The organism is Janibacter sp. DB-40, assembly GCF_029510815.1.
Lineage (GTDB): Bacteria > Actinomycetota > Actinomycetes > Actinomycetales > Dermatophilaceae > Janibacter.
In genome coordinates this window covers 1,482,080-1,505,838 of record NZ_CP120360.1, presented here as the reverse complement: position 1 = coordinate 1,505,838, position 23,759 = coordinate 1,482,080, and the positions used below count along the sequence as shown (strand labels likewise).

Below are 23,759 nucleotides of genomic sequence, written 5' to 3'. Positions count from 1 at the left end.
GTGCCACGAGGAGCCACGAGGAGCCGCGCCGCTACGCCTCCCGGACGTTGTCGGGGCGCTCGCCTACCGTCAGGCCCATGGAGGTCGTGCAGGACAGGTTGGATGATCTCGGCACACCCCTGGCCGAGGTCACCTTCGTCGTCGTCGACCTCGAGACCACGGGTGGGTCGGTGCGCGACTGCGGCATCACCGAGATCGGCGCGGTCAAGGTGCGCGGCGGCGAGGTCCTCGGCGAGCTGCAGACCTTCGTCAACCCGGGGGAGCCGATCCCCGCCTTCATCCAGTCGCTGACCGGCATCACCGATGCCATGGTCCGCGACGCCCCCCGGGCCGGGACGGCCGTGGCCGGTTTCCTCGAGTTCGCGAAGGGGGCGGTGCTCGTGGCGCACAACGCCGGCTTCGACATCGGCTTCCTCAAGGCGGCCTGCGCGGCCCACGACCTGCGCTGGCCCGGGTCGACGGTCGTCGACACCGTCCGGCTCGCCCGGCAGGTCGTCAGCCGCGACGAGGTCGCCAACCACAAGCTGGGCACCCTCGCCCGCCACTTCGGGGCCGCGACGACCCCCGACCACCGGGCGCTGCACGACGCCAAGGCCACCGTCGACGTCCTCCACGGGCTCATCGGCCGCCTCGGATCGGTCGGCGTGGACACCCTCGAGGAGTTGAGCTCCTACTCCTCGCGGGTCAGCGACGCCCAGCGCCGCAAGCGCCACCTCGCCGACGGCCTGCCCGCGGCCCCGGGGGTCTACGTCTTCAAGGACGAGCACGGCGAGCCGCTCTACGTCGGCACCTCCGTCGACATCCGCACGCGCGTGCGCAGCTACTTCACCGCCTCCGAGCAGCGTCGCCGAATGGGTGAGATGGTCCGGCTGGCCACGCAGGTGACGCCGATCGTGTGCGCCACCACCCTCGAGGCGCAGGTGCGTGAGCTGCGGCTGATCGCCGAGCACAAGCCGCGCTACAACCGGCGCTCGCGCAACCCCGAGCGGGTCTGGTGGCTCAAGCTCACCGACGAGGCCTTCCCCCGGTTGTCGATCGTGCGCTCGATCGGTCCGGACGACCTCGCGTACGCCGGCCCCTTCGGCGCCCGGGGCAGGGCCGAGGAGGCCATGGCCGCTCTCCACGACGCCGTGCCGCTGCGCCAGTGCCTGACCCGGATCTCCCCGCGGAGGCCGACCTCCGCCTGCGTCCTGGCGGAGATGGGGCGGTGTGCCGCCCCGTGCACCGGCGCGGTGACCGTGGACGAGTACGCCACGACCGTCGCCGCCGCCGCACGTGTGCTCGTCGGCGACTCCCGGACCGCCGTCACCGCGGTGCGCGAGCGGATGCGCACCCTCTCCGAGGGCGAGCGCTTCGAGGAGGCGGCGGCCCTGCGCGACCGGCTGGCCGCACTCGTCAAGGCCGCCTCGCGCAACCAGCGCGCGGCACCCGTGCGCGAGGCGGCCGAGATGGTCGCCGCCCGGCGCGCTCCGCGCGGTGGCTGGGACCTCGTCTGCGTGCGTCACGGCCGTCTGGCCGGCAGCACCCACTCACCCGCGGGTGCCGACCCGATGCCCTACGTCGCCGCCCTGCAGGCCAGCGCGGAGGTCGTCGCGGCCCCCACCGGCCCGGGCACGAGCGCGCTGCCGGCCGAGACCGAGCTCGTCCTGCGCTGGCTCGAGGCCGAGGGCACCCGGCTGGTGCACATCGACGGCGAGTGGACCTGCCCCGTCGGTGGCGCCACCGCCGCCCACCACGAGCTCGCTCCTGCCCTAGGGTGGGCCTCGTGATCACCGCAATCGTGCTCATCCATGCAGAGGTCGACCGCATCCCCGAGGTTGCCCAGACCATCGCCGACCTCGAGGGCGTGAGCGAGGTCTACTCCGTCGCCGGGGACGCCGACCTGATCGCCATGGTGCGGGTGACCCGCCACGAGGCCCTCAACGAGGTCATCGCCGGCCGGTTGAACAAGGTCGAGGGCATCGTCGACACCTCGACGCACATCGCCTTCCGGGCCTACAGCCATCACGACCTCGACGCGGCCTTCAACATCGGCCTGGAGTGACGTCGGGCGCTCGTCGCTAGTCGGCGAGGTCCCGGGTGGCATCGACCCAGCGCTGGAGCTGCTCCCGGGCACGCCCGGAGTCGAGCACCGTCTCGATCGTGTCCATACCGCTGCGGATCGCGGCGATCGGGTCGGCGGGAACCCCGGGTCCGGCCTGCGCCAGGGCCACCGCGGCCCCGGCGTTGAGCACCACGGCGTCGCGGACGGGGCCGCGCTCCCCGGCGAAGAGCCGACGGGCGACGTCGGCGTTCTGCTCGGCGTCGCCGCCACGCAGCGAGTCCAGCGGGCTGCGGTCCATGCCCACCTGCTCGGGGGTGAGGTGCACTTCGGTGATCTCGCCGCCTGCCACCCACCACAGGTGCGACCCGTCGGCGACCGTGAGCTCGTCGAGCCCGTCGTCGCCCCGGAAGACGAGGGCGTCCGTCCCCCGCTGGGCGAAGACGCCGGCCATGAGCGGGGCGACCCGCGCGTCGGCCACGCCCACGACCGAGTAGGTCGGCCGGGCCGGGTTGGTCATCGGACCGAGGACGTTGAGTGCGGTGCCGATCCCGAGGTCACGCCGCGGGATCGCGGTGTGTCGGAAGGAGGGGTGGAAGGACTGCGCGAAGCAGAACGTGATGCCCGCCCTCTCGGCGACCTCCGCCACGACCTCCGTCGGCAGGGAGAGGGTGACTCCGAGCGCCTCGAGGACATCGGCCGAACCGGACTTCGAGGACGCCGCGCGGTTGCCGTGCTTGACCACGCGCACCCCGGTCGCGGCGATCGCGATGGAGGACATCGTCGAGATGTTGACGGTGCCGGCCATGTCGCCGCCGGTGCCGACGATGTCGAGCGTCGGACCCGCGACCGAGATCGGCCGCGCGTGCTCGAGCATGACGTCGGCCAGCGCACGCAGCTCGGTGACGGTCTCCCCCTTCGCCCGCAGCGCGACGAGGAAACCGGCGATCTGGGTCGGCGCGGCGTCACCGGACATCATCTGACCCATCGCCCACGAGGTCTCGGCGGCGCTGAGGTCGCGCCCGGACAGGAGGCTGGTGAGCAGCTGGGGCCAGGTGTGGGTGACCGCGCCGCTCATCGGCGGGCCACGCCCCGGGCCAGGTCCGCCACCGCGTCCGCGACGGCGATCGGGTCCAGGGGGTGCGGGACCGACCCCTCGGCCATCGACCACGTCGCCAACCACCCGTCCTGCGGGCGGCCGGTGAGCACCAGCACGGGCGGGCAGTTGTAGACCTCGAGCTTCAGCTGTCGACACAGACCGAGCCCACCGACCTTGGCGGCCTCGCCGTCGAGGATGAGCAGGTCGAATCCGCCCTGCTCCACGGCCGAGACGACGGCGGGTGCCGTGGCACACTCCAACCAGGACTCCACCTCGACGTCGCGGGCGGGACGCCGTCCCACGGCGGCACGGACGGCGTCCCGCGTGGTGATGTTGTCGCTGTACAGCAGGAGCCGGACGGCGGTCGGGCCGACCTCCGTGGCCTGCGGGCGGGCGCCTTCTGCGGGCCGGGAACTGGTCGTCTGCGGGGTACCGGTCATGCCCCAGATCCTAGCGTTCGCAGGCGTGACGGGACTCGCGGAGGGGGGTGGTGCCCAATCGGTGGGCAGGGGATACATAATGGGGCGCGTGGCCACTGCAACCTCCCTGCCTTCAGACGCGTCCAGGCACCCGATGACGGATCCCTCCATGGGTCCGGTGAGCCGGCCGAACATGGCTTCGGTCGGCACGATCGTCTGGCTCTCCAGCGAGCTCATGTTCTTCGCCGGACTGTTCGCCATCTTCTTCACGGTCCGGTCGATGCGTCCGGAGCTGTGGGAGCAGAACATCGAGCTGCTGAACGTCCCCTTCGCCGCAGCGAACACCCTGATCCTCGTGATCTCGTCGGTGTGGTGCCAGCTGGGTGTCCTCAGGGCCGAGCACGGGCAGAAGTCGCGCACCGGGTCCCTGCTCAACGTCGCCGGCTGGGGCATGCGCGAGTGGTACGTCCTCACCTACATCTTCGGGGCCGTCTTCGTCTCCGGCCAGATCCTCGAGTACGCCACCCTCGTCTCCGAGGGCGTCAACATCGCCAGCGACTCGTGGGCGTCGGTCTTCTACCTGACCACCGGCCTGCACGGCATCCACGTCACCGGCGGGCTCATCGCCTTCCTCCTGATCATCGGCCGCACCTACACCACCCGTAACTACAGCCACTCGCAGCAGACCGGTGCCATCGTCACCTCCTACTACTGGCACTTCGTCGACGTCGTGTGGATCGCCCTCTTCGCAGCCATCTACCTCCTCGGATGATGCAGATGCCCTCCCGCCGACACCGCACGACAGGACACTCCATGCCGAAGCTCACTCGCCGTCACCCCGCGGCGATCGCCCTGCTGCTCATGCTGGGTCTGCTCGTCACCGGCACGGCTTACTCGGCCGTCGCCCCGAAGGACGCGCAGGCCACCGTGACCGCCGCCGACAGCGTCGAGAAGGGCAAGAAGCTCTTCACGGCCAACTGCGCCAACTGCCACGGAGCCAATGGTCTGGGCGTCGAGGGCGCCGGCCCGAGCCTGGCCGGTGTCGGTGCCGCCTCCGTCGACTTCCAGATGGGCACCGGCCGCATGCCGATGGCCGCCCCGGACGTCCAGGCCCCCGGCAACATCCGCGTGAAGTTCTCCGATGAGGAGATCGCCGACGTCGGCGCCTACGTGGCCACCCTGGGCGCCGGTCCGGCCGTCCCCCCGGAGGAGTACACGGACGGCTCGAAGGGCGACGCGGGCAAGGGCGGCGAGATCTTCCGCGTCAACTGCGCCATGTGCCACGCCAGTGCCGGTGTCGGTGGCGCGCTCACCCGCGGCAAGGACGCGCCACCCGTCACGGGTGTCTCCGGCAAGCACATCTACGAGGCGATGGTCACCGGGCCGCAGAGCATGCCGGTCTTCAACGAGACCAACCTCGATCCGGAGGACAAGCGCGACGTGATCGCCTACATCGAGGCCATGGAGGAGGCCGGCAACCCCGGCGGCAACCCCCTCGGTGGTTACGGCCCCGTCCCCGAGGGCCTCTTCACCTGGACCATCGGGCTCGGGATCCTCATCGCCGGAGCAATCTGGCTCGGCCAGAAGTCCGCCTGACCCACACCTGACAACCGCCACACAGACAGGACCCACGACAGATGAGTGAGCACACCCCGACGGGGGCGCAGCCGGAGCCCAGCGGCTCCGAACCCGTGCGCCTCGACCAGGGCCACGTGCAGGGCACCGGCGGCGTCCCGGAGCAGTTCACCAACCCCGGCCTCCCCCCGCACGTGCTGCGCAATGCAGACCTGGACGAGCGGGCCGCGAAGCGCGCCGAGCGCCAGGTGGCGCTGCTCTTCCTCGTGTCCATCCTCGGCACGGTGCTGTTCATCGTCGCCTACCTGCTCGTCGACACCAGCACCCAGGTGTGGGTGCCGATCACCGGCGACATGCGCCTGTCGAACCTCCTGCTGGGGCTCGGCCTGTCGCTGAGCCTGCTGGGTATCGGGCTGGGCGCGGTCCACTGGGCCAAGACGCTCATGCCCGACACGGAGCTGGTCGAGATGCGTCACCCGATGCGGTCGAAGGAGGAGGACCGCCGGGACTTCGTCACCACGATGGTCGAGGGTGGCGAGTCCTCCCAGCTCACCCGTCGCCCCCTGCTCAAGGCGACCTTCGGTGGCGCGATGGGTCTGTTCGCCCTGCCTCTGCTCGTCCAGCTCGTCGGCTCGCTCGGTCCGCTGCCCCGAAACGACCTCTCGGTGACCTACTGGGACGAGAGCGTGAACGGCGAGTCCAACCAGCTGCGCCTGATGCGGGACCCGGAGAACACCCCGATCAAGCCCGCCGATGTCACCATCGGCTCCGTCTTCCACATCCAGCCCGAGGGTCTGCTCGACCTGCACGAGGGCAAGCTGGACGAGATGAGCAAGGCGTCCGTGCTCCTCATGCGTCTGGACCCCAAGGACTTCCAGGAGACCGAGCAGGGTCGCAAGGCCCGCTCGTGGGGTTACGAGGGCATCGTGGCCTACTCCAAGGTGTGCACCCACGTCGGTTGCCCGGTCGGCCTGTACGAGCAGACGACCCACCACCTGCTCTGCCCCTGCCACCAGTCGACCTTCGACGTCACCAACGACTGCGAGATCGTCTTCGGCCCGGCCGGACACCCGCTGCCGCAGCTGAAGATCACCGTCGACAGCGACGGTTACCTCATCGCTGACCAGCCCTTCCAGGAACCGGTCGGCCCGAGCTTCTGGGAGCGTGGTTGATCATGACCAGCAATGCTCGTCCCGCCGACGCGCTGCGTCACGATGACGCACCGCCCACGGCGCCCACCTCTGCCGGCATGAAGAAGGTCGGCGGCGTCGCCGGCTGGATCGATGACCGCACCGGTGCTGCCAAGGGCATCGGCTACCTGATGAAGAAGGTCTTCCCCGACCACTGGTCCTTCATGCTCGGCGAGATCGCCATGTACTCGATGATCGTGTGCATGCTCACCGGGGTCTTCCTGACCTTCTGGTTCGACCCCTCGATGGCGCACACCACGTACCAGGGCAGCTACGTCCCCATGCAGGGCGTGGAGATGTCGCGGGCCTACGCATCCACCCTGGACATCTCGTTCGACGTCAAGGGCGGTCTGCTCATCCGGCAGATCCACCACTGGTCGGCACTGCTGTTCATCGCCGCACTGTCGGTGCACATGCTCCGCGTGTTCTTCACCGGCGCCTTCCGCAAGCCGCGCGAGATCAACTGGGTCATCGGCTGCGTGCTCTCCCTGCTGGCCCTGCTCGAAGGCTTCGCCGGCTACTCCCTCCCGGACGACCTGCTCTCCGGCACCGGTCTGCGTGCCGCACAGGGCTTCATGGTGTCCGCACCGGTCATCGGCAGCTACCTCAGCTACGCGCTGTTCGGCGGCACCTTCCCGGGGACGGACATCATCCCGCGCCTGTACTCGATCCACATCCTGCTGCTGCCGGCCCTGCTCATCGGGCTGTTCACGGTGCACATCGTCCTCGTGGCACTGCAGAAGCACACGCAGTACCCCGGTCCGGGCAAGACGAACGACAACGTCGTCGGATTCCCCGTCATGCCGGTGTACGCCGCCAAGGCCGGTGGCTTCTTCTTCATCGTCTTCGGCGGCATCGCGTTGATCTCCTCGCTGATCCAGATCAACGCGGTGTGGGTCCACGGCCCCTACGAGCCCAATGCCACGACAGCCGGCGCCCAGCCCGACTGGTACATGCTCTTCCCCGACGGTGCGCTCCGCCTCCTCCCGGGCTTCCTGGAGTTCGAGACCTTCGGGTTCACGTGGGCCTTCCCGGTCATCATCGGCGCCCTCCTGGTCATCCCGGCCTTCTACGGAGGCATGATCGCCTACCCGTTCATCGAGGCCTGGATCACCGGTGACAAGCGTGAGCACCACCTGCTCGACCGCCCCCGCAACGTCCCGACCCGTACGGGCCTGGGCGTGGCCGCGGTGACGCTGTACGCCGTCCTGACATTCGCTGCCGCCAACGACATCATGGCGGTCCAGTTCGGGATGTCGATCAACGACATCACGTGGACGCTGCGCGTGCTGACCTTCCTCGGCCCGCTCCTGGCCTTCTGGGCGACCCGTCGCCTGTGCCTGAGCCTCCAGCGGCACGAACGCGACCTGGTGCTCCACGGCCGCGAGACGGGTCGGATCGAGCGGAGCGCCGACGGCGAGTTCCACGAGGTCCACGAGCCGCTCGACCCCTACACGCGGTGGACGCTCGTCCAGCACGAGGGCACTCCCCCGCTGCAGCTCGAGCCGGCCGTCGACGAGAACGGCGTGGAGAACAAGAAGGGTGCACGCAAGAACAAGCTGCGTGCCAAGCTGCACGACTTCTACTTCGGCGGCGCCGTCGAACCGGTCTCCCCGGCGGAGCTCGAGGCGGCGCACCACGGCCACGACCACGAGCAGATCGAGGCGGCCGAGCACGACAAGGTCACCACCCGCTGACCCTCGGTCGGCGTTCGGTGCGGGCCCCGGAGGTGTTCCTCCGGGGCCCGCGCCGCGCCGTGCGTCCTGCCTCGCTGGCTCTGACGACGGTCCTCCTGGCGCTGCTGGGCATGTTCGGACCCTTCTCCATCGACACTCCCTTCCCCGCGTTCGCGGCCATGGGTGAGCAGTTCCGGGTGTCCGACGCCGCGATGCAGCTCGTCGTGAGTGCCTACCTGGCCTCCTTCGCGGCCATGAGCCTCTTCCACGGGCCCATCAGCGACGCCGTGGGACGCAAGCCGGTGATGGTCACCGGGGCCGCGGTCTACGCCCTGGCGTCCATCGGGTGCGCCCTCGCGACGTCGTTGGAGCTGCTCCTGGTCTTCCGGGTGCTGCAGGGCATGTCGGCAGGGGCGGGGACGATCGTCTCCCGCACGGTGGTCCGCGACCTCTTCGAGGGGGCCCGGGCACAGCAGCTGATGAGTGTCGTCGCCATGATCTTCGCCCTCGGTCCGGCCATCGCCCCGATCATGGGCGGATGGCTGCTGCTCGTCGGGCCGTGGCCCCTGATCTTCTGGTTCCTGGCCATCTTCGGCGCGACGATCGCCATCGCCGTGCTCGTCCTGCTGCCGGAGAGCCACCCGCGCGAGGAGCGCTCGCCCCTGCACGTGCGCTCCATCCTGGGCAATGTCGCCGACGTCAGCCGCCTGCGCAGATTCCAGGTCCTCTCCGCCGCCCAGGCCTTCTCCTTCGCCGGGCAGTTCCTCTACATTGCCGCGGCGCCGATCTTCGTCGTCTCGCTGCTGGGCAAGGGGCCGCAGGACTTCTGGATCTTCTTCGTCCCGATGGTCGGCGGGATGGTCCTCGGGTCCTTCACCAACGCCCGTCTGGCCAACCGGTTCGACGGTCACCTGCTGATCACTGCGGGACAGTGCGTCGCCATCACCGGAGCCGTGACCGGTATGGTCCTCGCGTTCGGTCCGGGAGCCGCGACCCTGCCCTGGGCAGTCGTGGGCCCCACTGCCATCGCCTTCGGGACCGGCATCTCGCTGCCGGTCTACCAGCTGGCCCTGCTCGATGCGGTACCGCACGCCCGGGGGACGGCGGCGTCGGTCTCCACCTTCGCCATGCTCCTGCTCAACGCCGTCCTGGCGAGCGTCGTCGTACCCGTCGCTGCCACGTCCCTCGGACGCCTCGCCGCGACGAGCCTGGGGCTGCTGCTGCTCGGGATCACCCTTTTCCACGTCCACCGTGTCGGCGCGCGAGCGACACCCGCGCCATCCCTGCAACCGGAGGTGCCTTGAGGATGCAGATCAGTGAAGAGGACTTCGAGTCGGCCGTCCGTGACGCTCTCGACGAGGTGCCGTCCGAGCTGCTCGGGATGCTCGACAACGTGGCCTTCTTCATCGAGGACGAGCCCGGACCCGAGTACGCCGACCCGGACTTCTCCCCGGAGGAGAACGCCCAGCTGCTCGGGATCTACGTCGGGACTCCCCTGACCGAGCGCGACGGCGGCTGGGCGGCAGGTGCCCTCCCGGACCGGATCGTGCTCTTCCGCGGCCCGCTGTCGCGCCTGAGCGCCGACATGGACGAGCTGCGCGAGGAGATCGCCATCACCATCGTCCACGAGGCGGGTCACCACGTCGGCATCGACGAGCAGCGCCTCCACGACCTCGGTTGGGCCTGACATCCGCCACCCAGTCGTCAGGTCAGGGCGCTCTGCTGCTGCCACTGCGCCCACGAGTACTGCCAGACACCGATCCCCTCGGCGGGCTTGAACTCCCGGTCCGACCCGGTGAAGTTCACCGGATCACCGACCAGGGAGTTGTTGTAGAACCACTTCGCGCTCTGCGGGGCCATGTTCACGCACCCGTGGGAGACGTTCGTGCTCCCCTGTGCGCCGACGGACCAGGGCGCGGAGTGGACGAACTCCCCGGTCCAGGTCACCCGCACGTTGAAGTCGGTCTCGACCTTGTAGTAGTCCTCGTCGCCCTTCTCGATGCCCAGGGTCGTGGAGTCCATCGTCATCTCGCGCTGCTTGCCGATGACGACCTTCATCCCCGACCGGGTCTCGGTCCTCTTGCCGGGCTTGCCACTGCTGACGGGGAAGGTCTTGAGCGTCTGGCCGTCCCGGGAGACGGTCATCTCGTGGTCGGCGATGTCGACCGTGGCCATCTGGCGCCGACCGATGGTCATGGACCCGTTGACGTCCTCGGCGACCCACTTGTCCTCACCGGTCTGGTACCCCGTGATGGGGGCGTCGACGGTGACGGTGGTCCCGGGCGTCCAGAAGTCTTTGGGCCGCCACATCAGCTGCCGGTTGTCCAACCACCCCCACGAGCCCTCGGTCCTCGGTGTGGTCTCGACGGACACGGCCCGCTCGATGGCCCGGCGGTACTTCTCGTCGGTCACGGCCGAGTCGAACTGGATGCTCACCGGCATGCCCACGCCGACGGTCCAACCGTCGTAGACGATGCCGTAGGTGGCAGTCACTTCCGGCTCGTGGGTGGTGAAGGTGCTCGTATCCGTCGTGGTTTCGCCCTCGGGGCCCTGCGCGGTCGTTGTGACGGTGTACTCGGTCGACGGCTTCAGCCGGGTGCTGGACGTCCACGTCCGCCCCTGCACCTGCCCCTCGATCTCGTCCCCGCCGGCCCCCACGACGGTCACGTCGCCGAGGTCTCCGCGCTCGACCTGCACGGTGATCGTCTCGTCCGGCATCACCTCGGCCGTCCCCTCGGCAGGGTCGACGGTGATCCGGGCCTGCGGCTGCGGGGTCGACGGCGATGCACCGGAGGGGGACGCCGACGGGTCGGATGAGCTCGGGCCGCCGGCACAACCGGCCAGCACGAGTGACATGAGCAGACCCAGGACCGTGGCCGTTCGTGGTCCCTTCACCAATTCGCGTACCCCCGTGGTAACAGGTGGTGCGTCATCCCGCTTGGCAGCGATGACGCACCCGGACAAGATGCCGAAGGGCCTGCGACCTCGTCGAGGTCGGCAGGCCCTTCGGCACAGTGTAGGCCCTTGGTCAGTGCGCGAACTCGCCCTTGTAGTACTCGAAGGTCCACCCGATGACGGCCCACACGCCCACGACCGCCCCGAGCGCGGCGATCCAGTAGGCCATCGCGACGCCGAGGAAGACCAGCGCACCGGCCAGCGACAGCCACAGCGGCCACCAGGAGTACGGGGCGAAGGCGCCGTAGGCACCCTCCTGGTCCTCGATCTCACCGTGCGGATTGTCCTCGGGACGGGCCGGCAGCTTGCGGCCGGCCGCCCACAGGAAGAAGGCGATCATGAAGCCGAGGCCGCCGCAGAGGTGCAGCGCGACCCAGCCCACGGGCTCGACCCAGCCGGTCCAGAATCCGTAGAGCAGGCCGACGGCGACGAAGAAGACGCCGATGCCGGCGAAGAACACGATCTCGACCTTCATCGGGTGACCTCTTCCTTCGCCGTGGCCCCGGTTCGGGCCTGCAGCGCCTTGGGTGCGTACTCGGGGTGCCTCATGTCGAATGCCGGTCGCTCGGAACGGATCGGCGGGATCGACGTGAAGTTGTGGCGCGGCGGCGGGCAGGAGGTCGCCCACTCGAGGCTGCCGCCATAACCCCACGGGTCGTCGACCTCGACCATCGGCGCGCTCGTGTGCGTCTTCCACACGTTGTAGAAGAAGGGCAGGAAGCTCACCGCCAGGATGAGCGAACCGACCGTGGAGATCTGGTTGGCCAGCTGGAAGTTGTCCTCCGGCATGTAGTCCGCGTAGCGGCGCGGCATGCCCTCGACGCCCAGCCAGTGCTGGATCAGGAAGGTCAGGTGGAAGCCCACGAAGAGCAGCCAGAAGTGCACCTTGCCCAGGAACTCGTCGAGCATCTTGCCGGTCAGCTTCGGCCACCAGAAGTACATCCCGCCGAAGAAGGAGAAGACGATCGTGCCGAAGAGGACGTAGTGGAAGTGGGCGACGATGAAGTAGGTGTCGGTGATGTGGAAGTCCATCGCGGGGCTGGCCATGATCACGCCGGTGAGACCACCGAAGAGGAAGGTGACCACGAAGCCCAGCGCCCAGACCAGCGGTGTGCTGAAGACGAGCTTGCCGCCCCACATCGTGCCGATCCAGTTGAAGAACTTCAGACCCGTCGGCACCGAGATCGCCATCGTCATCACGGCGAAGAAGGGCAGGAAGACCTGACCGGTGCCGTACATGTGGTGGGCCCACACCGAGACCGACAGGCCCGCGATGGCGATCGTCGCGAAGACCATGGTCTTGTAGCCGAAGAGCGGCTTGCGGGAGAAGACCGGGATGATCTCGGAGATCACGCCGAAGAACGGCAGCGCGAGGATGTAGACCTCCGGGTGACCGAAGAACCAGAAGAGGTGCTGCCACAGCAGCGCTCCCCCGCTCTCCGCGGCGAAGATCTGCCCGCCGAAGCGACGGTCGACGCCGAGCCCGATGAGTGCGGCCGCCAGGACGGGGAAGGCCATCAGGATCATGACCGAGGTGACCAGGACGGTCCAGGTGAACAGCGGCATCCGGAACATCGTCATGCCGGGCGCACGCATGCAGATGACCGTGGTGATGAAGTTGACCGCACCGAGGATCGTGCCGAAACCGGCGAGACCGAGACCCCAGACCCACAGGTCGCCCCCGACGCCGGGGCTGTACGTCGGGTCGGACAGCGGCGCGTAGGCGGTCCATCCGAAGGCCGCCGCACCTCCCGGCGTGATCAGACCGGCACCCGCGATGAGGCCACCGAAGAGGTAGAGCCAGTAGGCGAACATGTTCAGCCGGGGGAAGGAGACGTCCGGTGCCCCGATCTGCAGCGGCATGAGCGCGTTGGCGAACCCGGCGAAGGCCGGGGTCGCGAACAGCAGCAGCATGATCGTGCCGTGCATGGTGAACATCTCGTTGAACTGCTCGGGATTGTCCACCACCTGCAGCCCGGGGGCCCACAGCTCCAGCCGGATGACCAGTGCCATCAGGCCACCGAGCAGGAACCACAGGAAGCTGGTCGCCATGTAGAGGTTGCCGATGACCTTGTGGTCGGTCGAGGTGATGATGCGGAAGAACTGGCTCCCGGCCCGCTCACGACGGGCGATGGTCTTCTCGGTGACCTCCGCCTCGCTCGTGTTCCGGCTCAGTGCTCCGGAGATCGTCGACATCAGTTCGTCTCCTCGTCCCGGACGGAGTCAGGAAGCAGGTCCTGATCGCGCTCGTTGATATCCTCGCGGTTGAGGCCGGTGCCCAGCTGGCCGGTCTGGCCCTTGTCCCGCAGCTCCTGCATGTGCGCCTCGTACTCGGCGGGCTCGACGATCTTGACGTTGAAGAGCATCTGCGAGTGGTAGGCACCGCACAGCTCGGCGCACTTGCCCTGGAAGGTACCCGTCTCCGACGGCACCACCTGGAAGCGGTTGACGATGCCCGGGTTGACGTCCATCTTCTCCAGGAAGGCCGGGACCCAGAAGGAGTGGATGACGTCGCGGGAGGTGAGGACGAACTCGACCCGCTCACCCTTCGGCAGGTAGAGGGTCGGCAGGTCCTCCTCGTGGCCGGACTTGCCGTCCAGCGGGGCCATGTGACCGGCCTCGTAGACGTCGGCCTCGACGTAGTTGAAGTCCCAGCTCCACTGCTTGGCGACGACGTTGATCGTGACGTCGGGCTCGTTGGAGACGTCGAGCAGCTTCGACTGCGCCTGCTCGGTGTAGAAGAAGAGCGCACCGACCATGAACATCGGCACGACCGTGTAGAGGATCTCCAGCGGCACGTTGTACTGCAGCTGCACCGGCAGGGAGCCGTCGTCGTCCTTGCGCCTGCGGTAGGCGACGATGCACCACAGGGTCAGGCCCCACACGAGCACGCCCACGGCGAGCGCCGCGACCCACGACCAGATCCAGAGGTTCTCGACGAGCACGGACTCCTCGGTGACCCCCTCGGGCAGGTACCCGTTCTTGAGGTCGGTGTTGACACCGACCGCGCTGCAGGCCGACATGGCCGTCACGGCGGCGACGAGTCCGATCGCACCGATCCCGCGGCGTACACGCCGGGACGTTGTGCTCGAAGACACAGGCAAGGGGCACCTACTACTGGTCCGAAGTTTTCAGAAGACGGTCACACATTACCGCAGGGGTGCGGCCCCTTCGAGGAAGGGTGGCACTAACGTGCAGGCGTGGCGCCACAGACGGATTCGACCCCACCGGGCCCCCGTGGGACCGCCCTCGCAGAGGGTGTCCGGGGCCTGCTCGACGCCTCCCCCGGACCCGTCCTCCCGGCCGCCCTCGAGACCTGGCGCGCGGCCCACGACCTGGCGTGGGCCGACCCCACGTCGCGGCATGCTGCGGGACGTCGCAGCCGGGCCCTGCTCGACCGCGCCCGGGCGATCATCGCCGGGGGGCTCGGGGTCCGGCCGGACGAGGTCACCCTGCACGCCAGTGGGGACCAGGCGGCTCGCACTGCGCTCGCGGGCCTCGCCAGGGGGCGCCGACGCCGCATCGGGCCTCCCGTGGCCTCCTCCGTGGAGCACTCGGGACTCCTGCGGTGGCTGCGTGCGCGTGACGAGGGAGCGGTCGAGGTCGCCGCCACCCCCACCGGGGCGCTCGACCTGCCGGGGTGGCGCGCCGCGATCACCGGGGAGACCCCCTTCGCCGTCCTGCAGGCCGCCAACCAGGAGGTCGGGACCCGCCAGCCACTGACCGAGGCCCGGTCGGTCACGGCCGCGCACGGCGTGCCCCTCCTCGTCGACGCCCGCGCGTCGGTCGGGCGCGACCCGGTTCCGCGCGACTTCGACGTGCTCGTGGCCGACGCCGCCTCCTGGGGTGGACCCCGGCTGGGTGTGCTCGTCGTGCGCACGGGCACCCGCTTCTCGCCCCACGACCCGCCGAGCCCGCACGAGGGCGGCTTCACCCTCGACCCCGTCGCCGTCCCCACGGCCCTCGCGGCGGCGGAGGCATGGCAGCAGGTCACCGCCGACGCCGGCGAGGAGTCACGAGGGGCTCGGGAACTCATCGACCGGATCCGGTCCGCGGCGGGTGCCGTGGGGGCGGTGGACGTCGTCGGCGACCCGTGGGACCGCCTGCCGCACGTGTGCACCTTCTCCGTGCTCTACGTCGACGGCGAGACCATCGTCGACGAGCTCGCCCGGCACGGGCTGGCCGTCGCCTCGGGGTCCGCGTGCACCTCCGACACCCTGGAGCCCAGCCACGTGCTCGCGGCCATGGGCGCCCTGACCCAGGGGAACGTGCGCATCACCCTCCCCCTCGCGGCCGTCTCCCCGGACCGTGCGGACGACGTCGAGCGGCTGTGCGCGGTGCTCCCGGAGGTCGTGCGCAGCGCTCGTGGGCGTCTGGGCGTCACCGACCTGTGAGATGGGCGCCGAAGTCGATCGCCGGCGCCTGCAGCGCCACCGACAGCCGGGCCAGGTACTCACGGCGGTGGATCTCCTCGATCCCCAGGGTCCCCAGGTGCGTGGTGCGCCACTGCACGTCGATGATCCGGCGCTCGTCACCGTCGGCGGCGACGAGCCGGTCGAGGTGGACCAGGGCGGCCTTGGAGGCGTCCGTGGCGTGGTGGAACATCGACTCCCCGGCGAAGAGTCCCCCCACGGCCACGCCGTAGAGACCGCCGACGAGCATGCCGGCGTCGTCGCGCACCTCGACGCTGTGGGCCCAGCCGAGCTCGTGCAGCTCGCCGTAGACCTCGGCCACGGCGTCGCTGATCCACGCACCCTCCCGCGCCGGGTCGGCGCAGGCGGCGACGACCTCGCGGAAGGACTCGTCCACCGTCACGGTGAACCGGGGCAGGGACCGCCGCAGCGACCGGGAGACGTGCACCCGGCCGGGGACGAGGACGCCCCGCCACCGGGGGCACCACCACCCCATCGGCGGGCCACCCCTTCGCCCAGGCCCATGGGGAAGACCCCGAGGCGGTAGGCGGTGAGTACGGAGAGCGGGTCGAGCCGTCCGCCGACCCCCACGACCTCGCCGACGTCGCCGGGGTTGGCGTCCGCGGCGTCGATCCCGGCGCGCAGGTAGTTCGCCCACAGAGCGGACCCGCCGGGGGGTTCGATCGGTGGGAAGGGGGCGGTCATCCCGGTCGTGGCCCTCCCGTCAGGGACGCCGGCAGCGGATGTGGCCGCCGATGAGCTCGGCGCTCTCGGCGCCGTAGGCCTCGGTGAGCCGCTCGAGGAACCGGGCGGTGCCCAGCTCGTACTCCTGGGTGCCCACCGTCTCGATGACGTAGGTGGCGAGCATCGAGCCCAGCTCCGCGGACTCGCGCAGGGGCAGGCCCTCGGCCACACCCGTGAGGAAGCCGGCACGGAAGGCGTCGCCCACCCCGGTCGGGTCGGCCCTGGTCACCTCGCGCGCGGCACCGACGTGGATCGGCTCGTCGAGGCCACGGCCGGTGATGCGCGCCCCCTCCTTGCCCAGGGTCGTCACGCGGTAGCCGACCCGGGAGTTGATCTCGTCCTGGCTCCACCCCGTCTTCTGGGCGGTGAGGTGGCTCTCGTACTCGTTGGTGATGAGGTACTCGGCCCCGTCGATGAGGTCGCGGATGAGGTCACCGCCGCCGAAGGCCAGCTGCTGGCTCGGGTCGGCCACGAAGGGGATGCCCCGGTCGCGACACTCCTGGGTGTGGCGACGCATGGCGTCCGGGTCGTCCGGGCCGACGAGGACCAGGTCGAGCCCGCCGACGCGCTCGGCGATGGGGGCGAGCTCGATCTCCCGGGCCTCACTCATCGCTCCGGCGTAGAACGTCGCGATCTGGGCCATGTCCTCGTCGGTTGTGCACACGAAGCGCGCCGTGTGGCGGGTCTCGGAGACCCGCACCGAGTCGCAGTCGACACCGTGCCGCTCCAGCCAGCTGCGGTAGTCCGCGAAGTCCTCGCCGACGGCACCGACGAGCACCGGTCGCTGGCCGAGGTTGGCCATGCCGAAGGCGATGTTGGCAGCCACTCCCCCGCGTCGGATGTCCAGGTCCTCCGCGAGGAAGCTCACGGAGATCTTGTCCAGCTGGTCGACGACCAACGAGTCCGCGAAGCGACCGGCGAAGGTCATCAGGTGGTCGGTGGCGATGGATCCGGCGATGGCGATGGGCACGCGCGCAACCCTACAGACGTGCCCGGGGACGGCGAAGGGCCTCCTCACCGAGTGGTGAGGAGGCCCTTCGGGTGCCGGAGTCGGCTCAGCCGAAGCTGTCGCCGCAGGCGCAGGAGCTGCCCGCGTTGGGGTTGTCGATGGTGAAGCCCTGCTTCTCGATCGTGTCGGCGAAGTCGATCGTGGCGCCGGTGAGGTACGGGGCGCTCATCCGGTCGACGACGACCGAGACGCCGTTGAAGTCGCGCACGAGGTCACCGTCGAGGGAACGCTCGTCGAAGTAGAGCTGGTAGATCAGGCCGGAGCAGCCACCGGGCTGGACGCCGATGCGAAGCCGCAGGTCGTCACGTCCCTCCTGCTCGAGCAGTGACTTGACCTTGCCCGCAGCAACATCGGTGAGGATGACCTCGTGGCTGTCGGTGGCAACGTCGGAAGAAGTGTCCTGGACGCTCATGCGATGTCCTCGTGGCTCGGGGGTGTGGCAGTGGCGGGAGTCCCGCCACATCGGGGCAAACGCGACGGTGCCGTCGGATGTTCCCGTGTGCTCACCATACGCCAGTTGTGTGGGTGTCAACGGCGGGGTGACCACGTTGCGGCGACCCGTGCCGCGCGGGCGCTGAGGGTGCCGACGGGGTCGGCCATCGACCGTGCGACGTCCTCGTACCGCTCGGCCACGGCGTAGCTGCCGCTCAGGCCCAGCGACATGGCCTCGCGACGGCCGATGACGATCCGCCCGGCCAGGGCCACGACGGGTGTCGCGTGCGCGGCGGCGAGATCGGCGACACCGGCGACAACGGTGTCCACCATGCTCTGGTGGTCCAGGGTGCCCTCCCCGGTGATGACGACGTCGGCAGCGGCGACGAGGGGACCCAGCCCCACGGCCTCGAGGACGGTCTCGACGCCGCTCCTGCGGTGGGCGCCCAGGAGCATCAGCCCGTATCCGACGCCGCCGGCGGCGCCTGCTCCCGGCTCGCGGTCGAGTCGCCGCTCCTGCCCCGTGAGCAGGTCCGCCCCCGCAGGAAGCACCCGACGGACCTGGTCGACGAAGTGGCCCAGAGCTGCCTCGAGGAGCTGTGACTGCTCGGGCGTGGCGCCCTTGCCCTGGGAGAAGACGGCGCTGGCGCCCTTGAGGCCGAGCAGCGGGGAGGCGACGTCCGTCGCGGCCACGACCTCGACCCCGGCGAAACGCTCGCGGGTGGCGGCAAGACCGGCGAGGTCTCCCTCACGGGTGGCGATCAGACCCGCTCCCCCACCGCCGAGGACCTCGCGGGGGCCGGCGCCGAGGGCAGCGAGCATGCCGGCACCCCCGTCGTTGGTCCCGGAGCCGCCGAGACCGACGACGATCCGCTGGACGTCCTGCTCCAGGGCCGCCGCCAGCAGCTCGCCCAGCCCCCAGGTCGAGGTCACGCCCGGGTCCCGCTCCACCGCGTCCAGCAGGTGCAGGCCGATGGCCTGGGCCGACTCCACCCACGCGGTGCGACGCCCCCCTTCGTCCGTGGTGACGTGCACGGCCGCCGGGACGAACCCGCCGCGGGGGCCGGTCACGGTCACGATGGACGAATCGCCCGGGCAGGCGGCGGTGACCACGTCGATGAATCCGGGGCCGCCGTCGCTGAGCGGGACGAGGGTCAGCAGGTCGTCGGGGGCGCTGCGGCGCCAGCCGGCCGCGATCGCCTCGGCCGCCTGGGTCGCTGTGAGGGTGCCGGTGAAGCAGTCCGGCGCGATGAGCACGTGCACGCAGGGACTCTACCGAGAGTGCCGTCGTCGCTGTGGGATCATGCCTGATGTGAGCGAGACGACCCAGACCCGCCCGGCACCCCTGTCGCTGCTCGTCCTCGGCCAGGACCGCGACCTGCACTCGGAGCGAGGGGTCGAGTGCCCCGGCGAGCTGCCGCAGCCCTCGGACCCCGACCTCGTCGCGCGTGCGCGCGCAGCCAAGAACGCACTGGGCGAGCGCGTCTTCGTCCTGGGACACCACTACCAGCGCGACGAGGTCATCGAGTTCACCGACACCACCGGTGACTCCTTCAAGCTGGCCAAGGAGGCTGCGGCCCGGCCGGACGCGCCGTACATCGTCTTCTGCGGCGTGCACTTCATGGCCGAGTCCGCGGACATCCTCACCAGCGACGAGCAGACGGTCGTCCTGCCCGACCTCGCCGCGGGCTGCTCCATGGCCGACATGGCCGCCCTGCACCAGGTCGAGGACTGCTGGGACGACCTCGTCGAGGCCGGGGTCGCCGAGTCGACGGTCCCCGTGACCTACATGAACTCCTCCGCGGCCATCAAGGCCTTCACCGGCCGCAACGGCGGCACCGTGTGCACCAGCTCCAACGCCGAGCGGGCCCTGACGTGGGCCTTCGACCAGGTCGGCGGCGTCGAGGGCGAGGGCAAGGTCCTCTTCCTGCCCGACCAGCACCTCGGCCGCAACACCTGGGCGCGCGACCTCGGTCGCGACCTCGACGACTGCGTCGTGTGGAACCCCCACCGGCCGATGGGTGGCCTGACCGTCGAGCAGATCCGCGACGCACGAATGATCCTGTGGCGCGGCCACTGCTCGGTGCACGGACGGTTCACTCCCGAGGCCGTCGAGACGGCGCGGAGGGAGATCCCCGGCGTGCGCGTGATCGTGCACCCGGAGTGCCGCAACGAGGTCGTCTCGCTCGCCGACGAGGTCGGCTCGACGGAGAAGATCATCCAGGCCGTCGCGTCCGCGCCCGCCGGCACGAAGTGGGTCATCGGGACCGAGCTCAACCTCGTGCAGCGCCTGGCGAAGGAGCACCCGGAGCAGCAGATCAGCTTCCTCGAGAAGAACGTCTGCTACTGCTCGACGATGAACCGCATCGACCTGCCGCACCTCGTCTGGGCGCTCGAGTCACTCGTCGAGGGGCGCGTGGTCAACCCGATCGTCGTCGACGAGACCGTGGCGCAGCAGGCGCGCACGGCGCTCGACCGGATGCTCGCCCTGCCCTGAGCCGGGCGAAGGGGGATCAGCCACCGGAGGAGAGCGGTCAGCTCGAGCGGACCATCCCGCTCTCGTCGAGCAGCGGGTTGTGCGCCACGGGGACACGCTCGTCCTCGCTCGGCGCACCGGGAGCCGTCCCGTGCGGGCCGAAGGGCGATCCACCCAGGGTCTCGCGGCCGTGCGGCTCGAGCCAGTTGGCGTAGTCCGGTCCGGCCGGCACGATCCCGGTGGGGTTGATGTCCCGGTGGACCTCGTAGTAGTGGCTCTTGATGTGGGTGAAGTCGGTGGTGTCGCCGAACCCGGGCGTGGTGAACAGGTCGCGGGCGTAGGCCCACAGCACCGGCATCTCGCTCAGCTTGGAGCGGTTGGCCTTGAAGTGCCCGTGGTAGACGGCATCGAAGCGCGCGAGCGTGGTGAACAGGCGCACGTCGGCCTCGGTGATGTGGTCACCCATGAGGTAGCGGCGGGTCGACAGGCGCTCCTCGAGCCAGTCCATGGCCGCCCAGAGCCGGTCGTACGCGGCCTCGTAGGCCGCCTGGTCACCGGAGAACCCGCAGCGGTACACGCCGTTGTTGATCTCGGTGTACACCCGCTTGTTGACCGCCTCCATCTCCTCGCGCAGGTCCTCGGGCCACAGGTCCGGGGCGCCCTCGCGGTGGTACTCGCGCCACTGCGTGGAGAAGTCGAGGGTGATCTGCGGGAAGTTGTTCGTCACGACCTCACCGGAGGGCACGTCCACGACCGCTGGGACGGTGATGCCCTTCGAGTAGTCGGGGAAGCGCCTGAGGTAGGCGTCCTTGATCCGCGGGATGCCCAGCACCGGGTCGAGGTGCCCCTCGTCGAGGTCGAAGGTCCAGCTGTCGGCGTCGTGGGTCGGACCGGTGACACCCATGGAGATGACGTCCTCCAGGCCCAGCAGGCGCCGGACGATGATCGTGCGGTTGGCCCACGGGCACGCCCGGGAGACCACGAGGCGGTACCGGCCCGGCTCGACCGGCCACTCACCGCTGCCGTCGGAGGTGATCCGGTCCTCGATGTAGGTCGTGTCGCGCTGGAAGTCCTTCTCGACGTAAGTGCCCTGTGTCATGCCTCCACAGTAGTTGAAAATTGTACTTTTATCCATTCCCCCGACCGGGCTCACCTCGGTGGACGTGGGGACATCATGGAGGAGTGCGCGCAGCAATCCGACGACGATACGGCGGTCCGGACGCCATCGCCTTCGACGACGTGCCGGACCCGACGCCGGATCCCGGTGAGGTGCTCGTGCGCGTGCACGCGACCACGGTCAACCGCACGGACTGCGCGTACCGGTCGGGGCACCCGTGGATCAACCGGGTCGTCTGCGGCTGGCCACGGCCCCGGGTCGAGGTGCTGGGGTCGGAGTTCGCCGGTGTCGTGCTCGATGTCGGGGAGGGCGTGACGGCCTACGACCCCGGCGACCGGGTGTTCGGCTTCGTCGACGGCCGCCCGGGGGCGCACGCCGAGATGCTCACGGTGGCCGCGGACGGGCTGCTCGCCCCCGTGCCCGCGCACCTGGACCCTGCCGAGGCGGCACCGGGGATGGAGGGCGGGCACTACGCGCACGCCTTCCTCCGGGTGACCGGGGTCGGCGAGGGCGACCGTGCGCTCGTGCACGGGGCCACGGGCGCCATCGGCACCGCGCTCGTCCAGCTGCTCCACGCGGCGGGCGTCGAGGTGACGGCGGTGTGCGACCAGATCCCCACCGGCCGACCCGGGTTGCTCGCGGACCTCGGCGCGACCCGGGTGGTGGATCTGGGCTCGGGTGAGCATCTTCGGTCGGCCGGCGCGGGGTACGACTCGGTCCTCGACGCGACCGGGCACCTCTCCTTCACCGCCGCCCGGCCGCTGCTTCGCCAGGGTGGCAGCTACGCCTCCTCGGACCTGGGCCGGGGAGCACAGAATCTTGCCCTGGCCGCCATCGGTCCGATCACCCGGAGGTTGGGACTGCGCCACGTGCTCTTCCCGTTCCCGCACGGGGGCGCCGACCTGGCCGCTCACCTGGCCGAGCTCATGGCCGGGGGCCGCTACCGCCCGGTCGTCGACCGCACCTACGGCTTCGACGAGCTGCGCGATGCTTACGCCTACGTCGACGCCGGCCGCAAGGTGGGCTCCGTGGTGGTCCTCGTGCCGACCGCCTGAGCTCAGGCCAGTCGGTGCGAGAGCTGGTCGAAGGTCGCCTCGTCGAAGGCGACGATCCGCGCGTCCTCCACCCGGGTGTCGGCGCGGCGGATCGTCTCGACCGCGGCGGCGATCGCGTCGTCCATGGGCCAGCCGTAGACACCGGCGCTGATCAGCGGGAAGGCCACGCTGCGGGCGCCGAGCTCGTCGGCGACCTCGAGGGAGCGTCGGTAGCAGGAGGTGAGCAGCGAGCGATCGGTCTGGCCGGCGCTGTGGTTCGGCCCGACGGTGTGGATGACCCACCGGGCGGGCATGTCCCCTGCAGTCGTCCAGCCGGCGTCACCGGTCGCGAGGCCGTCGGGGAAACGCTCGATGCAGGCCTCCAGCACCGCCGGTCCGCCGGCCCGGTGGATCGCCCCGTCCACTCCCCCGCCCCCGCGCATCGCGGAGTTGGCGGCGTTGACGACCGCGTCGACCTCCTGGGTCGTGATGTCTCCCCGGACGGCAGTGAGCGTGACCATCGCTCCAGTCTCCCTGCCGTCGGCACCTGTGCTCAAGGGCGCGAAGGGGGTGGCGACCGGACCATCCACGTGTTTACCGGGCGGTCAGCAGGGGTAGCAGCAGGCCACCTGCACCCGCCTGCGCGCACGGAGGACGATGATGACTGCTCTGGGACCGCTGACGACGCTGACCGACCGGATCGAGCGACTCACCCGGCTGGACGAGCCGGGCAAGGCACTGGGGAGGACCATCCGGAAGGCGGTCTCCGCCGGCGCGGTCAAGGACGCCCTGAGCGGGACGTGGCTGGGACACCCCGTGCACCCCCCGATGACCGACGTGGTCATCGGCTCCTTCGTCGGGGCGAGCGTGCTCGACCTCGTCGGCCCGGACGACGGGCGGGCGTCCCGTCGCCTGCTGCAGCTGGGACTGCTGTCGGCCGTGCCGACGGCGCTGAGCGGGGCCAGCGACTGGGCCGACTCGGAGCTGGGGGACGAGAGGGTCCGCCGGATGGGTCTGGTCCACGCGGGCTCGAACGTGCTCGCGCTGTCGCTGTACGCGCTGTCCCTCGCGGCCCGACGCGGCGGCCCGAGCCGGGCCGGGTCGGCCCTGGCTCTCGCCGGGTCAACGGTCCTCGGCGCCAGCGGGTTCCTGGGCGGCCACATCACCTTCGTCCGCGGGACCGGCGTGAACCAGACGGCCTTCGACGTCGGCCCCTCCGACTGGACCGACGTCATCGACGCGGGCGACGTGCTCCGGGACGGGACCGCCTTCGCCATGGCAGGCGAGACGCCCGTGGTGCTCGGTCGCCACCGCGGTCAGGTGTTCGCCCTGCACGACCGGTGCTCCCACCGCGGGTGCGCGCTCAGCGACGGCGAGGTCGAGGACCGGGTCATCACCTGCCCCTGCCACGGCTCCCGCTTCGACGTGCGGGACGGCGCGGTGGTGCGTGGCCCCGCGACCGCGACCCAGCCGGTCCTGGACGCACGCGAGAGGGACGGCCGGATCGAGGTGCGCGTGCGGCAACCGGGGCGGTGAGGTAGAGGAGTCCCCCAGCGACGGGCGCCCGAAGATCCATCCGC

The 23,759-nt window shown here is 70.2% G+C and carries 25 protein-coding genes; 12 read left to right on the top strand and 13 right to left on the bottom strand.

Features of this window, described 5'->3' with window-relative positions; all coding sequences use genetic code 11:
* Positions 1 to 77: 77 nt before the first annotated feature.
* Together PVE36_RS07070 and PVE36_RS07065 are read left to right on the top strand one after the other, a co-directional pair.
* Positions 78 to 1,769: a DEDD exonuclease domain-containing protein gene (locus PVE36_RS07070; RefSeq protein WP_277455525.1), complete on the top strand. Its 1,692-nt coding sequence runs from the start codon at positions 78 to 80 to the stop codon at positions 1,767 to 1,769.
* Complete coding sequence (locus PVE36_RS07065; RefSeq protein WP_277455524.1) at positions 1,766 to 2,044, top strand: Lrp/AsnC ligand binding domain-containing protein; 279 nt, start codon at positions 1,766 to 1,768, stop codon at positions 2,042 to 2,044. The genes PVE36_RS07070 and PVE36_RS07065 overlap by 4 nt, the downstream gene beginning before the upstream one ends.
* Before the next feature lie 16 nt (positions 2,045 to 2,060).
* Here the strand turns inward: PVE36_RS07065 and trpD are convergent, their stop codons facing one another.
* Positions 2,061 to 3,119 (bottom strand): anthranilate phosphoribosyltransferase, encoded by a 1,059-nt coding sequence (gene trpD, locus PVE36_RS07060; RefSeq protein WP_277455522.1) that lies wholly within the window; start codon positions 3,117 to 3,119, stop codon positions 2,061 to 2,063.
* On the bottom strand, positions 3,116 to 3,580 hold the full coding sequence (locus PVE36_RS07055; RefSeq protein ID WP_277455521.1) for a hypothetical protein: 465 nt from the start codon (positions 3,578 to 3,580) through the stop codon (positions 3,116 to 3,118). The genes trpD and PVE36_RS07055 overlap by 4 nt, the downstream gene beginning before the upstream one ends.
* Positions 3,581 to 3,728: 148 nt before the next feature.
* Here PVE36_RS07055 and PVE36_RS07050 point away from each other — a divergent pair, with 148 nt between their 5' ends.
* From PVE36_RS07050 to PVE36_RS07025, 6 genes are read left to right on the top strand one after another with little or no spacing between them, the layout of a single operon-like run.
* The gene (locus PVE36_RS07050) at positions 3,729 to 4,331 is read left to right on the top strand and encodes a heme-copper oxidase subunit III (protein ID WP_277455520.1); all 603 of its coding nucleotides are present in this window, start codon (positions 3,729 to 3,731) and stop codon (positions 4,329 to 4,331) included.
* A 41-nt stretch (positions 4,332 to 4,372) separates the two neighbouring features.
* On the top strand, positions 4,373 to 5,155 hold the full coding sequence (locus PVE36_RS07045; RefSeq protein ID WP_277455519.1) for a c-type cytochrome: 783 nt from the start codon (positions 4,373 to 4,375) through the stop codon (positions 5,153 to 5,155).
* Between the two features lie 41 nt (positions 5,156 to 5,196).
* A complete protein-coding gene (locus PVE36_RS07040; protein WP_277455516.1) occupies positions 5,197 to 6,306 on the top strand; it encodes a Rieske 2Fe-2S domain-containing protein in 1,110 nt (369 codons plus the stop codon).
* Positions 6,307 to 6,308: 2 nt separating this feature from the next.
* Positions 6,309 to 8,021 (top strand): cytochrome bc complex cytochrome b subunit, encoded by a 1,713-nt coding sequence (locus PVE36_RS07035; RefSeq protein ID WP_277455513.1) that lies wholly within the window; start codon positions 6,309 to 6,311, stop codon positions 8,019 to 8,021.
* A 59-nt stretch (positions 8,022 to 8,080) separates the two neighbouring features.
* A complete protein-coding gene (locus PVE36_RS07030) occupies positions 8,081 to 9,304 on the top strand; it encodes a multidrug effflux MFS transporter (protein WP_277455510.1) in 1,224 nt (407 codons plus the stop codon).
* Positions 9,305 to 9,306: 2 nt separating this feature from the next.
* Positions 9,307 to 9,687, top strand: coding sequence for a metallopeptidase family protein (locus tag PVE36_RS07025; protein ID WP_277455507.1), 381 nt, complete (start codon positions 9,307 to 9,309; stop codon positions 9,685 to 9,687).
* A gap of 17 nt (positions 9,688 to 9,704) precedes the next feature.
* Here the strand turns inward: PVE36_RS07025 and PVE36_RS07020 are convergent, their stop codons facing one another.
* The 4 genes from PVE36_RS07020 to coxB form a co-directional block, all read right to left on the bottom strand.
* On the bottom strand, positions 9,705 to 10,856 hold the full coding sequence (locus tag PVE36_RS07020) for an Ig-like domain-containing protein (protein WP_277455506.1): 1,152 nt from the start codon (positions 10,854 to 10,856) through the stop codon (positions 9,705 to 9,707).
* A 172-nt stretch (positions 10,857 to 11,028) separates the two neighbouring features.
* Positions 11,029 to 11,430 (bottom strand): cytochrome c oxidase subunit 4, encoded by a 402-nt coding sequence (locus tag PVE36_RS07015; protein WP_277455504.1) that lies wholly within the window; start codon positions 11,428 to 11,430, stop codon positions 11,029 to 11,031.
* Entirely contained in the window at positions 11,427 to 13,151 is a 1,725-nt protein-coding gene (gene ctaD, locus PVE36_RS07010; RefSeq protein ID WP_277455503.1) for a cytochrome c oxidase subunit I, read from the bottom strand. Before ctaD ends, PVE36_RS07015 begins: the two co-directional genes overlap by 4 nt.
* Positions 13,151 to 13,978, bottom strand: coding sequence for a cytochrome c oxidase subunit II (gene coxB, locus PVE36_RS07005; protein WP_277455502.1), 828 nt, complete (start codon positions 13,976 to 13,978; stop codon positions 13,151 to 13,153). The genes ctaD and coxB overlap by 1 nt, the downstream gene beginning before the upstream one ends.
* A gap of 177 nt (positions 13,979 to 14,155) precedes the next feature.
* Between coxB and PVE36_RS07000 the strand changes: the two genes are divergently transcribed.
* Positions 14,156 to 15,349: an aminotransferase class V-fold PLP-dependent enzyme gene (locus tag PVE36_RS07000; protein WP_277455501.1), complete on the top strand. Its 1,194-nt coding sequence runs from the start codon at positions 14,156 to 14,158 to the stop codon at positions 15,347 to 15,349.
* On the opposite strand, the gene aat is transcribed toward PVE36_RS07000, so the two are convergent.
* The 5 genes from aat to PVE36_RS06980 all read right to left on the bottom strand — a co-directional run bounded on the left by aat (position 15,336) and on the right by PVE36_RS06980 (position 18,815).
* On the bottom strand, positions 15,336 to 15,863 hold the full coding sequence (gene aat, locus PVE36_RS06995) for a leucyl/phenylalanyl-tRNA--protein transferase (RefSeq protein ID WP_346780629.1): 528 nt from the start codon (positions 15,861 to 15,863) through the stop codon (positions 15,336 to 15,338). The two genes, PVE36_RS07000 and aat, sit on opposite strands and share 14 nt — an antisense overlap.
* Entirely contained in the window at positions 15,767 to 16,072 is a 306-nt protein-coding gene (locus PVE36_RS16215; protein ID WP_346780628.1) for a hypothetical protein, read from the bottom strand. Before PVE36_RS16215 ends, aat begins: the two co-directional genes overlap by 97 nt.
* Positions 16,073 to 16,091: 19 nt before the next feature.
* Complete coding sequence (locus PVE36_RS06990; RefSeq protein WP_277455499.1) at positions 16,092 to 17,081, bottom strand: carbohydrate kinase family protein; 990 nt, start codon at positions 17,079 to 17,081, stop codon at positions 16,092 to 16,094.
* A gap of 85 nt (positions 17,082 to 17,166) precedes the next feature.
* The gene (locus PVE36_RS06985; RefSeq protein WP_277455496.1) at positions 17,167 to 17,532 is read right to left on the bottom strand and encodes an iron-sulfur cluster assembly accessory protein; all 366 of its coding nucleotides are present in this window, start codon (positions 17,530 to 17,532) and stop codon (positions 17,167 to 17,169) included.
* Between the two features lie 116 nt (positions 17,533 to 17,648).
* The gene (locus tag PVE36_RS06980; RefSeq protein ID WP_277455494.1) at positions 17,649 to 18,815 is read right to left on the bottom strand and encodes a glycerate kinase; all 1,167 of its coding nucleotides are present in this window, start codon (positions 18,813 to 18,815) and stop codon (positions 17,649 to 17,651) included.
* Between the two features lie 40 nt (positions 18,816 to 18,855).
* Here PVE36_RS06980 and nadA point away from each other — a divergent pair, with 40 nt between their 5' ends.
* Entirely contained in the window at positions 18,856 to 20,049 is a 1,194-nt protein-coding gene (gene nadA / locus PVE36_RS06975; protein WP_277455493.1) for a quinolinate synthase NadA, read from the top strand.
* Positions 20,050 to 20,086: 37 nt separating this feature from the next.
* On the opposite strand, the gene PVE36_RS06970 is transcribed toward nadA, so the two are convergent.
* Entirely contained in the window at positions 20,087 to 21,127 is a 1,041-nt protein-coding gene (locus PVE36_RS06970; protein ID WP_277455491.1) for a glutathione S-transferase C-terminal domain-containing protein, read from the bottom strand.
* 83 nt (positions 21,128 to 21,210) lie between these two features.
* On the opposite strand from PVE36_RS06970, the gene PVE36_RS06965 reads away from it, so the two are divergent.
* The gene (locus PVE36_RS06965; protein ID WP_277455489.1) at positions 21,211 to 22,200 is read left to right on the top strand and encodes an NAD(P)-dependent alcohol dehydrogenase; all 990 of its coding nucleotides are present in this window, start codon (positions 21,211 to 21,213) and stop codon (positions 22,198 to 22,200) included.
* A 2-nt stretch (positions 22,201 to 22,202) separates the two neighbouring features.
* On the opposite strand, the gene PVE36_RS06960 is transcribed toward PVE36_RS06965, so the two are convergent.
* Positions 22,203 to 22,700 (bottom strand): O-acetyl-ADP-ribose deacetylase, encoded by a 498-nt coding sequence (locus PVE36_RS06960; protein ID WP_277455487.1) that lies wholly within the window; start codon positions 22,698 to 22,700, stop codon positions 22,203 to 22,205.
* Positions 22,701 to 22,839: 139 nt separating this feature from the next.
* Between PVE36_RS06960 and PVE36_RS06955 the strand changes: the two genes are divergently transcribed.
* Entirely contained in the window at positions 22,840 to 23,715 is an 876-nt protein-coding gene (locus PVE36_RS06955) for a Rieske 2Fe-2S domain-containing protein (protein ID WP_277455486.1), read from the top strand.
* The last annotated feature ends 44 nt before the right edge of the window (positions 23,716 to 23,759 follow it).

Bases quoted from the DNA above. Each gene is read 5' to 3' on its own strand.
- coxB (WP_277455502.1), bottom strand. From the start codon at position 13,978: ATGTCGGCCTGCAGCGCGGTCGGTGTCAACACCGACCTCAAGAACGGG.
- PVE36_RS07015 (WP_277455504.1), bottom strand. From the start codon at position 11,430: ATGAAGGTCGAGATCGTGTTCTTCGCCGGCATCGGCGTCTTCTTCGTC.
- PVE36_RS07020 (WP_277455506.1), bottom strand. From the start codon at position 10,856: ATGTCACTCGTGCTGGCCGGTTGTGCCGGCGGCCCGAGCTCATCCGAC.
- PVE36_RS07025 (WP_277455507.1), top strand. From the start codon at position 9,307: ATGCAGATCAGTGAAGAGGACTTCGAGTCGGCCGTCCGTGACGCTCTC.
- PVE36_RS07070 (WP_277455525.1), top strand. From the start codon at position 78: ATGGAGGTCGTGCAGGACAGGTTGGATGATCTCGGCACACCCCTGGCC.
- nadA (WP_277455493.1), top strand. From the start codon at position 18,856: ATGCCTGATGTGAGCGAGACGACCCAGACCCGCCCGGCACCCCTGTCG.
- aat (WP_346780629.1), bottom strand. From the start codon at position 15,863: ATGGGGTGGTGGTGCCCCCGGTGGCGGGGCGTCCTCGTCCCCGGCCGG.
- PVE36_RS16215 (WP_346780628.1), bottom strand. From the start codon at position 16,072: ATGACCGCCCCCTTCCCACCGATCGAACCCCCCGGCGGGTCCGCTCTG.
- ctaD (WP_277455503.1), bottom strand. From the start codon at position 13,151: ATGTCGACGATCTCCGGAGCACTGAGCCGGAACACGAGCGAGGCGGAG.
- PVE36_RS07035 (WP_277455513.1), top strand. From the start codon at position 6,309: ATGACCAGCAATGCTCGTCCCGCCGACGCGCTGCGTCACGATGACGCA.
- PVE36_RS07040 (WP_277455516.1), top strand. From the start codon at position 5,197: ATGAGTGAGCACACCCCGACGGGGGCGCAGCCGGAGCCCAGCGGCTCC.
- PVE36_RS06960 (WP_277455487.1), bottom strand. From the start codon at position 22,700: ATGGTCACGCTCACTGCCGTCCGGGGAGACATCACGACCCAGGAGGTC.
- PVE36_RS06985 (WP_277455496.1), bottom strand. From the start codon at position 17,532: ATGAGCGTCCAGGACACTTCTTCCGACGTTGCCACCGACAGCCACGAG.
- trpD (WP_277455522.1), bottom strand. From the start codon at position 3,119: ATGAGCGGCGCGGTCACCCACACCTGGCCCCAGCTGCTCACCAGCCTC.
- PVE36_RS06955 (WP_277455486.1), top strand. From the start codon at position 22,840: ATGACTGCTCTGGGACCGCTGACGACGCTGACCGACCGGATCGAGCGA.
- PVE36_RS07045 (WP_277455519.1), top strand. From the start codon at position 4,373: ATGCCGAAGCTCACTCGCCGTCACCCCGCGGCGATCGCCCTGCTGCTC.
- PVE36_RS07055 (WP_277455521.1), bottom strand. From the start codon at position 3,580: ATGACCGGTACCCCGCAGACGACCAGTTCCCGGCCCGCAGAAGGCGCC.
- PVE36_RS06970 (WP_277455491.1), bottom strand. From the start codon at position 21,127: ATGACACAGGGCACTTACGTCGAGAAGGACTTCCAGCGCGACACGACC.
- PVE36_RS07050 (WP_277455520.1), top strand. From the start codon at position 3,729: ATGGGTCCGGTGAGCCGGCCGAACATGGCTTCGGTCGGCACGATCGTC.